Annotated in this window: 9 protein-coding genes; 5 read left to right on the top strand and 4 right to left on the bottom strand. The window is 54.1% G+C overall.

The window, feature by feature from the left end; all coding sequences use genetic code 11:
* The first annotated feature begins 63 nt into the window (after positions 1 to 63).
* The 3 genes from hisS to AB3175_RS00900 all read left to right on the top strand — a co-directional run bounded on the left by hisS (position 64) and on the right by AB3175_RS00900 (position 5,104).
* On the top strand, positions 64 to 1,329 hold the full coding sequence (gene hisS / locus AB3175_RS00910; RefSeq protein WP_367359061.1) for a histidine--tRNA ligase: 1,266 nt from the start codon (positions 64 to 66) through the stop codon (positions 1,327 to 1,329).
* A gap of 6 nt (positions 1,330 to 1,335) precedes the next feature.
* Complete coding sequence (gene aspS, locus AB3175_RS00905; RefSeq protein WP_367359060.1) at positions 1,336 to 3,111, top strand: aspartate--tRNA ligase; 1,776 nt, start codon at positions 1,336 to 1,338, stop codon at positions 3,109 to 3,111.
* 103 nt (positions 3,112 to 3,214) lie between these two features.
* Complete coding sequence (locus tag AB3175_RS00900; protein WP_367359059.1) at positions 3,215 to 5,104, top strand: histone-lysine N-methyltransferase; 1,890 nt, start codon at positions 3,215 to 3,217, stop codon at positions 5,102 to 5,104.
* A gap of 45 nt (positions 5,105 to 5,149) precedes the next feature.
* Here the strand turns inward: AB3175_RS00900 and AB3175_RS00895 are convergent, their stop codons facing one another.
* Complete coding sequence (locus AB3175_RS00895) at positions 5,150 to 5,614, bottom strand: hypothetical protein (RefSeq protein WP_367359058.1); 465 nt, start codon at positions 5,612 to 5,614, stop codon at positions 5,150 to 5,152.
* Between the two features lie 218 nt (positions 5,615 to 5,832).
* On the opposite strand from AB3175_RS00895, the gene AB3175_RS00890 reads away from it, so the two are divergent.
* Positions 5,833 to 7,029: an FAD-dependent oxidoreductase gene (locus tag AB3175_RS00890; RefSeq protein ID WP_367359057.1), complete on the top strand. Its 1,197-nt coding sequence runs from the start codon at positions 5,833 to 5,835 to the stop codon at positions 7,027 to 7,029.
* A 10-nt stretch (positions 7,030 to 7,039) separates the two neighbouring features.
* Here the strand turns inward: AB3175_RS00890 and AB3175_RS00885 are convergent, their stop codons facing one another.
* The gene (locus tag AB3175_RS00885) at positions 7,040 to 8,143 is read right to left on the bottom strand and encodes an MBL fold metallo-hydrolase (protein WP_367359056.1); all 1,104 of its coding nucleotides are present in this window, start codon (positions 8,141 to 8,143) and stop codon (positions 7,040 to 7,042) included.
* A gap of 434 nt (positions 8,144 to 8,577) precedes the next feature.
* On the opposite strand from AB3175_RS00885, the gene AB3175_RS00880 reads away from it, so the two are divergent.
* The gene (locus AB3175_RS00880; RefSeq protein WP_367359055.1) at positions 8,578 to 8,994 is read left to right on the top strand and encodes a DUF2177 family protein; all 417 of its coding nucleotides are present in this window, start codon (positions 8,578 to 8,580) and stop codon (positions 8,992 to 8,994) included.
* Positions 8,995 to 9,311: 317 nt separating this feature from the next.
* Here AB3175_RS00880 and AB3175_RS00875 read toward each other — a convergent pair whose 3' ends face one another.
* Positions 9,312 to 10,052, bottom strand: a complete 741-nt coding sequence (locus tag AB3175_RS00875; RefSeq protein ID WP_367359054.1) for a hypothetical protein — start codon at positions 10,050 to 10,052, stop codon at positions 9,312 to 9,314.
* A gap of 726 nt (positions 10,053 to 10,778) precedes the next feature.
* Positions 10,779 to 12,752, bottom strand: coding sequence for an ATP-dependent helicase (locus AB3175_RS00870; RefSeq protein WP_367359053.1), 1,974 nt, complete (start codon positions 12,750 to 12,752; stop codon positions 10,779 to 10,781).
* Positions 12,753 to 12,773 lie beyond the last annotated feature (21 nt).

The following is a 12,773-nucleotide window of genomic DNA, read 5'->3' as shown; positions in this document are numbered from 1 at the left end:
CATCCAATACGTTCTATGTTAAGCATCTTGGCCTTAAAATAAGGCTGGGTAGAGTTTATAAAAATGGAAATCATTACGGCAGTTAAAGGGTTTAAGGATATTCTGCCCGAGGAAACGGAAAAGTGGCGCTTCGTGGAGAACGTCGCCAGGGAAGTTTTTTCCCGTTTCGGGTTCAGGGAAATCCGCCTGCCCGTCCTGGAAAAAACCGACCTTTTCAAGAGGGGAATCGGCGAATCCACGGACATCGTTGAAAAGGAAATGTACACCTTCCTGGACCGTGGGGACGAGTACCTGACCCTGCGGCCGGAGGCAACGGCCTCCGTTATCCGGGCCTACCTGGAGCACTCGCTCCACAATGCCCAGGCGGTAACGCGGCTTTTTACCATCGGCCCCATGTTCCGCCGCGAACGGCCTCAGAAAGGCCGGTTCCGGCAGTTTCACCAGATCGATGCGGAACTGCTGGGCCTCGATGATCCCCGGGCCGATGCGGAAATCATCCTCATGCTCATGCACTTTCTCGACCGAGTCGGCCTGAAGAGGGTCAGCCTGGAGCTGAATTCCCTGGGGTGTTCATCCTGCCGTCCCGCGTTCAGGAACGTCATTACGGAATTTCTTCAGGGAAAGGAGGCGGGACTCTGCGACGACTGCAAGCGACGCCTGGGCACCAACCCCCTCCGGGTTTTCGACTGCAAGTCGAAAGAGTGCCAGGAGATCATTCGCGGCGCGCCTCACCTCGGCGACTTTCTCTGCGGAGACTGCCGGGAGCATTTCGGAAAGGTGACTTCCGCCCTGGAGGAATTCGCCATACCCTACACGGTGAATCCCGGAATGGTCAGGGGGCTGGATTACTACACGAAGACGACCTTCGAAGTCACAACGGAGCATCTGGGCTCCCAGAATGCCGTGGTCGGCGGCGGCCGCTATGACCGCCTTGTCCAGGAACTGGGCGGCCCGGATATCCCCGGCATTGGATTTGCCGTCGGGTTTGAACGGCTGCTTGCCCTTTTGGAGGTGCCGGAGTCCGCTTCTGAGCGCCCACCGGACATCTTTCTGGCCTCCCTGGGGGAACAGGCCCGGAATTTGGCCTTTACCCTGTGCAATCAATGGAGATTGAAAGGGATTTACGCAGAGCAGGAATTTTCGTCTAAAAGCCTTAAAAGCCAGATGAAAAAGGCGGGTCGGTTGAACTGCTCCTATACGCTGATACTTGGGGACAGGGAAATCGAAGAACGGAAGGTCGAGCTGCGGGACATGAAAACCGGAACTCAGCAGACCGTTTCCCTTGATGATCTGGATCAGCACATTCTGAATCTTATAAAAGAGAGGTAACGACCTTTGTCGGATTTTCTAACGACCATGAAGAGAACGCATTACTGTGGACATCTGGGCACCAATCAACTCGATTCGGAAGTCATTCTCATGGGTTGGGTGCACCGCCGCAGGGACCACGGCGGGGTCATTTTTGTGGATTTTCGAGACCGTGAAGGCCTTGTTCAGATCGTCTTCAACCCGGAATTCAGCCCCGATGCCCACCGCGAGGCCCACAAGATCCGCAGCGAATATGTCCTGGCCGTCCGGGGAACGGTTCGCGGTCGTCCTGAAGGAATGATCAATCCCGACATGAAGACGGGAGCCATCGAGGTGATGATCGAGGAACTGGAAATCCTCAACGAATCGCAGACCCCACCTTTCAGCCTCGAGACGGACAGCGACATCTCGGAGAACGTCCGGCTCAAGTACCGTTACCTGGATCTGCGCCGACCGCATCTGCAGAAAAACATCATGCTTCGGAGTCGGGTGGCGGCGGAAGCGCGCCAATATTTCCAGGAAGAGGGCTTTATTGAAATCGAGACCCCCTTTCTCACCAAAAGCACCCCGGAAGGCGCCCGGGACTATCTGGTCCCCAGCCGGATCAACAAGGGGAGCTTCTACGCCCTTCCCCAGTCGCCGCAGATCTTCAAACAGCTGCTCATGGTGTCCGGCTTTGACCGGTATTACCAGATCGTCAAATGCTTTCGTGACGAAGACCTCAGGGCGGATCGCCAGCCGGAATTTACGCAGATCGACGTGGAAATGTCCTTCATTACGGAGAACGACATCATCGAAATCATGGAAGGCCTGATGGCGCACCTCTTCTCGCGCTGCCTGAACCGGCAGGTCTCCCTCCCCTTCCCCCGCCTTTCCTATGCGGAAGCCATCAGCCGCTTCGGCAAGGACAACCCGGATGTCCGGTTCGGTCTTGAACTCCGGGACCTCACCGATATCCTGGCCAATACGGGATTTACGGCATTCCGTGATGTGGTCGCCGCCGGCGGCGTCATCAAGTCCATCCGCATCCCCGACGGGAAGCGCCTCTCACGGAAAGATCTTGATGATCTCCAGAATGTTGTCGCCATCTACGGGGCCAGGGGGTTGGCCTGGGCCCGGATCACCGCCGAGGGATGGACGTCACCGATCTTCAAATACCTGACGGCGGAAGAAGTTTCCAAGATCAATTCGAAAATGGAGGCCGCTGAAGGCGACGCCCTGGTTTTTGTCGCCGATACGCCTGCCGTGGTGACCGATTCCCTCGGGAACCTGCGGGCTCATCTCGCCAGGAAGCTCAATTTGATCGACCCCGGCGAGTTTGCCTTCGTCTGGATCACCGAGTTTCCCCTCATGGAATTCAGCGATACGGAAAAGCGCTACGTCTCAACCCACCACCCCTTCACGTCCCCGGTCCCGGAGGATGTTCCGCAGCTTCGGGAGAACCCGGGCAGAGTGCGGGCCCGGGCTTACGATCTCGTCCTCAATGGCTCCGAGGTTGGTGGAGGAAGCATCCGGATCCACAGAAAAGAGATCCAGTCTCTCATCTTTGAGGCCCTGGGCCTCCAGAGCGAAGAGGTCCGCACCAAATTCGGATTTCTCCTCGATGCCCTGGAATATGGAACGCCGCCCCACGGGGGGATCGCCTTCGGGCTGGACCGGCTGATCATGATGATGACGGGTGCGGAATCCATTCGCGATGTGATCGCCTTTCCCAAGACCCAGAAGGCTACCTGCCTGATGACGGACGCTCCTTCCAAGGTAAGCATCGAACAGCTGATGGAATTGTCCCTCAAAATTGTCTAGAATTATTACGATTGACATCCAATAATAACCTCTTATATTTTAGAATATAAGTGCAGGGAGAACTGTCTCTGCAGAGAGACTTTTATGATTTGGAGTTTAAGACATGGCAAAATGGAATCCCGAAAAAAGAGTCCTGAATCACCAGCATACCCGGTTCTGGCGCTTCGAGCTGCGGGATGTGGACGAACCGAATCTGCAGAAGGAAGTCTTTCCCTATGAAGAGGTCAGCCGGATCGACTTCGACCATCGGATTATTCCCATTCAACCGGCCGAAGAAATTTTCATTACCGATACGACCTTCCGGGATGGGCAGCAGGCTCGGCCGCCTTACACCGTCCAGCAGATCGTCGACCTCTATTCGCTGATGAACCGGCTGGGCGGAGAGAACGGGATCATCCGCCAGACGGAATTTTTTCTCTACAGCAGGAAGGATAAGGAAGGCGTCGCCCGATGCCAGGACCTTGGACTCCGCTACCCGGAGATCACCGGCTGGATCCGGGCGGCCAAGGAGGACATCCCCCTGGTCAAAGAGGCCGGCTTGAAGGAAACGGGGATTCTGACCTCCGTTTCCGATTATCATATCTTCCTGAAATTGAACAAGAAGCGCAGTGAAGCCCTCAACGATTACCTTGACATCGTCAGAGCAATTCTCGACACAGGGATTGTTCCCCGCTGCCACTTTGAGGACATCACCCGGGCCGATATCTACGGCTTCTGCATCCCCTTCGCCCTCGAGCTGATGAAGCTCCGGGAGGAAAGCGGCATCGACATCAAGATCCGCCTCTGCGACACCATGGGATACGGGGTGACCTATCCGGGGGCCTCGCTGCCCCGCAGCGTTGACAAGCTGGTCCGGGCCTTCATTGACGATGCAGGCGTCCCCGGGCATCTCCTGGAATGGCATGGCCACAATGATTTCCACAAGGCTCTGATCAACGCGACCACCGCCTGGCTCTACGGCTGCAGCGCCGCCAACTCCACCCTCCTCGGGCTTGGTGAGCGGACGGGCAATCCGCCCATCGAAGGGCTGATCATGGAATACATCGGCCTCATGGGAGGGACCAACGGGATCGATACGACGGTCATTACCGACATTGCTCAGTATTTCCGGAATAAGATCGATTTCAAGATTCCGGCCAATTTCCCCTTCGTCGGTTCGGATTTCAATGTGACCCGGGCGGGCGTTCATGCCGACGGCCTCATCAAGAACGAGGAGATCTACAACATCTTTGACACGACCAAGATCCTGAAGCGTCCCATCGTCCCGATGGTGACCGACAAGTCCGGAAAAGCGGGCATCGCCTACTGGATTAATTCGCACTTCGGCCTGACCGGCGACAGCGCCATCGACAAGCGGCATCCGGGAATTTCCAAGATCAACAAGTGGATCAACGAGGAATACGAAGACGGGCGCATGACAACGATCTCTTCCGAGGAGCTGGAAGCGAAGGTCCGCAAATATCTGCCGGAACTCTTCATGTCCGATCTCGAACGGATCAAATTCCAGGCTGCGGAGGCCGCCATTGCCGTCCTTCGCAAAATCATCGACGATCCGGCTATGAAGACCATGAAGCCCGAGCTTCAGGAGCCCGTGATGCAGCGGTTTATCGAAGAGTATCCTTCGATCCAGTTCGCCTATGTCGTCGACATGAACGGAAAGAAAACCACTAAGAACATCACGAATTTCGTCGATCGGGCCAAATATGAGAATTACGGAGTCGGCACGGACCAGTCCGACCGCGAGTGGTTTATCGAACCGATGCGTAAAGGAAAACTGCACGTCACGGATTTCTACATCTCCAAGATGACCGGCGCCCTTTGCTTCACCGTTTCCGAACCTATTACGGACGACAACGACGAGATGGTGGGGATTTTCGGCGTGGACATCAAGGTGGAAGACCTCGTCAAGGAACCGGAGTATATCGCCGAAGCGACCCAGATCGCCCTGAAGGCGGAGTATGACGCAAAGTACAAGTCCGATCGCTGGATGTAGCTTAAATTCAACAGCGGCGGCCGGATCGATTCTTTTCGCGTCCCCTCACTTCTCCAGGGTAAGCTTGACGAGATGCCAGCGGCCTTTTTCCGGTTCATAGCGAAGGACGCATTCATAATTCTTCCGCTGAATGGCTCCTTCCCAGGTTCTGGCTTCTACATAGGAGTTTACGGTGTATTGGTCGTTTTCTCCCTTGGTCACCCTTGTTTGAGCAGGTGATGGAAATTGTGCCGTCCATGGCGCTTTCAACTTTCTCATGATGAATTTCTGGGACACCTGAACGGCTTCTGTTTCCCGATCCTGTTTGGAGGATGTTGCGGCAAATTTTCCACTGTGAATGATCGAAAAGACAATGACAAACAAGACGATCCCGATGGCGGAAAAGGCAATCCCCCGCAGGTACCTGGATATCCCCCCTGAAGAAGGCCTGATAGGGCTTCCGCATTGGGGACAGGCCGTGGATCCGCTGTCTGTTTCTTTTCCGCATTGACTGCACGTACGAATGGACATCTGCCCCCCGCTATGAACACCCGCGTTTTTCAGAGTTCCTCTTCCCCCACGCTTTCCTTTGCCGTTGCGGGAAAACGAATCAACAGATACGCGGTTTCTTACAAGCACCTTGCAGCTTCTGTGAACGGTGCCCTGACGATCTTCAAATAGCACGGGAGCTCTGGAAAGGCAACGATTTGACAGAAGATTACCAGTGCTCCTCGTTGAGGATGGTTTTTTTGAGCAAAAAACATCTTTCATCCAGATTTTTAAGGGCAACGAGGTATTTTATTTTTGTATATGGCGGATTAAGCCCCATGATTGAATGTGATGTCGCTATCGTCGGCGCAGGTCCGGCAGGATGTTCGGCTGCCCGCGAATGCACCCGAAGGGGATTGAAAGCAGTCATTCTGGAGAAGAAAAGAATCCCACGCCACAAGGCATGCTCGGGTATCCTCGTGCCGGATTCAATCAGAACTCTTTCGGAACATTTTGGCGACATGGCACAGGATGTCTTCGCCTCCCCATCTCACGTCCATGCCATGCGGATGCATTTTCCGAGCGGCAACGCGGGAGATATACCAATCCAGGGATTGATGATTTGGCGGGATCGTCTCGATGCATGGTTGTGCAAGTCTTCACAGGCAGTAGTTCTTGATGAAACAAAGATGCTCTCCTTTAAAGAGGGCATTGATGGCGTCGATCTCCTCTGCATCAAATCGAATGGAGAGCTTCTTGAAGTTCACAGTCGAATACTGATTGCCGCTGATGGCGGTGCGTCACGCACTGTGAAGCAAATTGATCCGTCATTAACGGCGAAATTGACCTGGTATGTTGCCCTGCAGGAAACCTATGCCTGCGAGTGTCATCTTGAGCCCGGTTTATTCCATTTTTTTGCCTTTCCTGGAATTTCTTTGTACCCATCCGCTTATGTCAAAGACGGCCTGCTGGTGATGGAAGTTGTCGCCCAGCCGAAAGACAAGGCCACCTCGGCCATGGCCAGATTTAAGGAACATCTTTGGAGGCGAATCGGCATCCAACAGGCGTGTTTGATTAGGCGGCTCGGGTGCAGGGTCACTTATGCAGCGCCAAAGGGATTGTTTTGTTTCGGTTCAGAGCGCATCCTCGTTTCCGGAGAGGCAAGCGGGCTTTTGAATTTCTTCGGCGAAGGTATTTCATCTGCCTTGGCATCGGGCAGGATAGCTGGGAGTGTTTCCTTCGAGAGCATTCGTCAAGGGGTATCCCCGGGGCGGCTTTATCGACAGGAAATTGAGACAGAAAAAAGAAAGACGGTGAGCACGTTCAATTACAAGACGCTTCTTTTCCAAGAGGGCAACGCTTTCAACTTCAAAAAGGGTTTGCAGGTGCTGAATTGGAGGGAACGTGTCAGATTATCAAAGAATCTGTTGAAGTGGTTTCTGGCGGTAAAGGGATAAAAGCCCTTCGTTACTTTGGATCTCGACTGCCTAGAGGCAAAAGCTGGCCGATGCCCATGACGATGATCCGGGCCGGATCGGTGTCGCTGAATTGCGCGGCCTTGGAAAGCGCAGAAGGCGCCTGCCCGACCGGTTCGTCTCCCAGCCGGAAGGTACCCCATTGGGTCGGGATGAAGTAACGTGCTTCCAGGTCGCGGAATGCATCGAGGGCCTCCCGGGCATCCATATGGGCATAATACATGAACCAGCGTGGGTGATAGGCGTTGACGGGCAACAGGGCGTAATCAATGCCGGGATAGCGGCGTCCGATTTCCCGATAGCCGATAAAGTATCCGCTGTCGCCGCCGTAATAGATTTTCCTGTCGGAACTCACCAGCAGAAAACTCGCCCATAGGGTGGTATTAGTGTTTTGCGTGATCCTTCTCGACCAGTGCTGGGCGGGAAGGCAGACGACCTGGCAGCGGTCGCCGCAGGAAACCGTTTGCCACCAGTCCATTTCCACCACGTCCTGTTTTCCTAGGCCATTCATCAGAGCCTTGAGTCCCAGGGGGACATAGATCCGAGTGTCGGCGGGGAGACGTCGGATGCTTTCGGAATCGAGATGATCGTAATGGCTGTGGGAAATCAGCACGTTTTTCTTTCCGGGCAGGGCCGCAAACACATCAAGGGAAAGACCGGGCGGGGTTTTCCGTTTCGGCAGCAGTGCCCGCTCCGAAAAGATCGGATCGGTAATCCAGTATGCCCCATCGATTCTGATCAGAAACGAGGAATGACCGATCCAGGCGATAAAATCGCCCGGTGTTGACCGGATCCGATCAGAGAGGTCCAATAAAACATCGAGAAGCTCCTTTTCCTCCTCCGGAGCATAGAGGGTCCTTTCGGAGAGCTGCCAGCGTAGGAAATCACGGAAACCCTTCTCCATGGGCATCCAGGGATTGAAATAGCGTCCGTCTTCCCGATGCGGGGCATAGAGAAGCGCCGGGTCTGCAGACTCCACTTGCGCCCACCACCTCTGTTCATCGAAGGGCCTGACAGGCAGCAAGCAGGAAGCCAGCAGCAGGGCCTGCAAAAGGATCGCAGCCGCAGAGACCGTTTTTCGATTAGAAACGTTCATGCGCTCAGATGGGCTGATTCGATGTGGTTTCCCTGCCCCATTTCTTCTTTTCCTCCTTCCTAAAGGATCCCGAAACAGGTCGTTTGGCTTAGCGGTGATCAACGGGCCTCCTGACTTCCGATCAGCGGCAAGACGTTCTCGGCGCTGAAATAAACGACCAGACGGTCCTTGACGTTTTAACGGGAATAATCGCACTACCATCAGATCTCCGGAATGAGCTCCTCCTTCTGCTCTTGTTTCAGTTTTTTCAGATAAATCTTCTTGCCGGACCATCCCCCTCCCGCCTCCATGAAAAGGAAGCGACCTGTTCGTTTGATTTGAGGTTCTCGAATGTTGACTCTTCAGATCAAGGACCTTATATTTGAAGCAAATCTATGTCAATTCAGCCGGCAAAGGTTATTTGACCTCACTTCAAAGAAAGGATGGTTATGCCGATGTTATCCTATGTAAAACTTTATGTCATCAGCCTATTTATTTTCATCGTTGTTGATCTCATCTGGATTGCAGGGATCATGAAGAATTTTTACCGGCTGCAATTGGGACCCTTGTCCAGGATGACGGGAGGAAGCATGAGCCCGAACATCCCCGCCAGCATCCTTGTTTGGATGCTCATTGTTCTTGGTTTGATCCTTTTCGTTCTGCCGAGGATTCCAAGAACAGGAACCGGTATTGAGGGTGTCCTCTGGGGGGGCCTTTTTGGTCTTGTTGTATATGGAGTTTATGATCTCACAAATTACGCTCTCTTGAAAGATTGGCGCCTTTCCATGACGATTGTAGATATGCTTTGGGGCATGGCCGCCTGCGGAATCTCCGGCTTTGTTGTCGGGCATCTGGCGCGAAGGCTTCTATGATTGGATATTGGATCAGATTTGAATAAATTTGAAACAGGCATTGGCAAATGTTCCGGAAATGACCAGTAAGTTGATTCAATCTTTGATCGAACGCTTTTTTAAGAACCTTACGCCAATTGATGGGGTGCGTTGGCTACTTGACCGACGATATGGCACCATTTCTTGTTAATGAACAAATAGTTAAGAGCATTTAAGCTTGTGCGAAGGTTGATAAACCATGCTTTAAAACCCAACGAAAAGGCCAGATACCCTTTGCCCCCAGAGCGGGGAACGAGCGGTGGGGTGCAGCGACAGCCGTACCTACTGGTTCGACAACGCTATTCTTCCGGCGGTTCGTCCATCATCCACCAAGGGGTATTGATTAACCTGGCTCCGTCGTCCTTCTCGTAGAAGGTATGCATGGCGTCATTCGTGAAGTAGCGCCAGAACCCCGCCTCGTACTGCTTGTCGATGATCTGGAATGCACCCTTCTTCTCCTGTTCCTTCAGAAAATCCCGATATGCGTCCAGTGGCTCGACACCAGCCTGCTGAAAGATGACTCGTCCCCCGTACTTTTCGTACAAGGCCTTGTTGATCATCCACAACTTGACGATCTGCTGTGCTATTTCGCGCTTCATGGGGCGCATCTCTTCTTCCATCCCCTTGGTCCGCTCATTCATCTCTTGCATCGCCTTCAGGTTGCTTTCAATTGACTCCAGATGGGAGGCCTTCTGCTCACGCTCTCGATCTGACAGGGATGAGCTTTTGAGTTCCTCAATCAGCTTCTTCCTGTCCGCATCCATCTTGATCTGGTGCTGCCTCTCCTTCTCCTCGATCTTCAGAATAAAGGCGTCCAGTTCTTCCTCTGTCGGCTCGATCTTATTCTCCGTGGCGAACTGCTGCAAGAGTGAGTCAAATATGAGTTCGTTGAGTTTGTCCTTTTCCGCTGCGGTGATCTTCTTCCCGAGGACAACTGCGACAACATTTGTATCCGTCGCACCCGCCTTGGTGCTATCGGTCTGCGCGAAACACGACACTGCCAGAACGAACGTCACAACCGCTGCGATCACATGCTTCACATCTCTCCCCTTTCTCTCTCGAACGACTCCGCTCACCGGTGTGGCGCTAAGTATTGTCTATTCCAGATGATACACTCCACCCCACTGCCGCTAACACCATGTTGAACAGTTCCTGCGGACTATCGGTCGCACCCAAGGCTCCGTGGCGTTTCACATCCGCTACATACTGAGGGGCTCGCGAACCTGCATAGATGATAAAAGGAACTTCATATTTCGCCGCGCGAAGTTTATCAAGAAGCCCAAATCCGAACCTGAAGTTAATGGCCCAAGTCTGTGAAGTCCTCAGATATCACCACTATGCATATCGCACAGAGCAGACCTCTTGTTAACGGATTCTTCGTTATATCCATTACTTCGGCGATAAAACCCATCCGCGTTGCAGAAAGCCGTCAAACGGGCTGCAGAGTAAGTCGGGATTGTCAAAAAAGTGGGATGTCACGCGCTGCGCATCAGTTTTGCCGCACACATAGTGGAAAACGGCGTCACGATCCGCTTCATCAGGAACTCCTCGGCCACGCGGATGTCAAGACCACGGAGATATGTCCCCATGTGATCTCCCACGATATCCGCGGTCTGTATATTCCACTGGATAAACTCAGACCGGTGCCTACGATTGAGGTCCTGGCTGAAACCGTCCCACGCTCATGGCAGGAGGAAGAAAGAGATTAAAAGTTCATTAGCTGGATGAACCGTCTTTATTCGGGATTTGAATAAGCGGAGAGGAGGTTACCAGTGCTCCTCGACAATCCAGTGTTCAAAGGGGAGTTCCTTCTTCCGTGAAGACGGGATCAGTTCCCTGATGAACCGCGAAGGGCTGAGGTTGGAAAACCCGGTCCACCCCGATGAGGCGGTCTGGGGATAACAGAGATAGAGATAATCCTTGGCCCTTGTGGCGGCCACGTAGAACAGCCTCCGCTCTTCCGCTTCGCCGCCCTCCTCCCGCAGCGCCCGATCCAGCGGAATCATGCCCTCGGCGCATCCCACCAGCAGAACCACCGACCATTCCAGTCCCTTGGCCTGGTGAATGGTGCTCAGAACGACCTTGTTCTCCGCTGCCTCCCCGCTGTCCGTTTCCTCCCGCCCGTCGGCATCCATGTTGGTCAGGAGGGACAGTTCGCTCAGGAAATCCCCGAGAGAAGAAAATTTGCCGGCAAACTCCGCCAGCTGTTCCAGATCGTCCTCGCGTGAAGCTCCGTCGCTGTACGTTTCCTGCAGATACTTCCGATAGCCCCTGTCCAGAATTCGATCAACCAGGCCCGGAAGAAACGACGCATCCCCATTCTCGCCCCCGAGATCCGCCATTAATTGCTGAAAACGCACCAATCCGTCCCTGGCCGATTTCGAAGCGGCCTTCAGAAACCCTTCCGTTAAAGCAGCCTCCAGCGGTTTGTCCGATGCGGCGAGAAAGTTCCAGATTTTTTCGGCCGTTTTTTTCCCGATCTTCGGGTAAAGGCCCAAAAGCCGTTTCCAGGCCAGTTCATCCCGGGGGTTTTCCAGGATCCGCAGATAGGAGACGACATCCTTGATATGGGCCTGCTCGAAGAAGCGGACGCCGGAGCGGATTTCGTAGGGGATTCCCCGGCGGGTCAGCTCCATCTGAACATCCATGGCATGGAAATGGGCCCGGTAAAGGACGGCCATTTCCGAAAGGGGAACGCCGTCCCTATGAAGCTCGAGGATCCGTTGGGCGACGAATTCGGCCTGCTGCAGGGCATTCCGGGAGGGGACGACCACAGGCCGCACACCGGCTTCGCGGACGGCGCGCAGGGATTTGGCAAATTGATTTTCGTTGTTGACGATGCAGAGGTTCGCTAAGTGGAGAATTTCCGGGGTGCTGCGATAATTGGTCTCCAGCTTGAAAATCCGGCAGTCCGGATACTTTTCCGGGAAGGACATGATATTGGCGTAATTGGCTCCCCGGAAGGCGTAGATGCTCTGGGAGTCGTCTCCCACCACCATGATGTTGCGGTGCCGGGAAGCCAGCAGATCCATGATCTCCGCCTGGAGAAGATTGGTGTCCTGGTATTCGTCCACCAGGAGATGCTCAAACCGTTCGCTGTAACGCTCCAGGACGTCGGGACATTCCAGCAGCAGTCGGCGCCAGTTGAGGAGGAGATCGTCGAAATCCATGAAAGAGGACTGGCGTTTGCGCAGATCGTAGAGAGCGGCCACCTTCCCGATCTCTTCCCTCCGGTGACTGAAAAAGGGATAGCGCTCCTCTAGAATCGTGGCAAGATCAAGCGCCGTATTGGCGGACAGACTCAACATCCCGTAAAGGACATTGGCCTTGGGGAAACTCGTCCCCTTCGTTTCGATGCCCGCCTCGACGATGCAGGTGGAAATCAGCTGCCGAACATCCTCCGTATCCAGAATGGAAAAATTCCGCGAATAGCCCAGCCGTTCGGCATGGGCCCGCAGCATGACGTGGCCGTTGTGATGAAAGGTTCCGCCGAGCAGACGGCTGAGATCGACGGGAACGAGTTCCCGCACCCGGTTGAGCATGGAGCGGGCGGCCTTGTTCGTAAACGTGGCGAGGAGAATCCGCTCGGGTTTTATCCCGGTTTCGATCAGCCGGGCCACCCGGTAGGTCAGTGTCCGGGTTTTCCCGCTCCCGGCCCCGGCAATCACCAGCATGGGGCCTCCCGGTTCCAATACAACCCGGCACTGTTCTTCGTTCAGTTCTTTCTTGTAGTCGATCATGGCGGAACATTCCGTAAAAAA

This window comes from Syntrophus sp. (in: bacteria) (genome assembly GCF_040768185.1).
Classification (GTDB): Bacteria; Desulfobacterota; Syntrophia; order Syntrophales; family Syntrophaceae; genus Syntrophus; species Syntrophus buswellii.
Note: the sequence above shows the minus strand (reverse complement) of the source record. Positions and strands in the feature narration are given on the sequence as shown.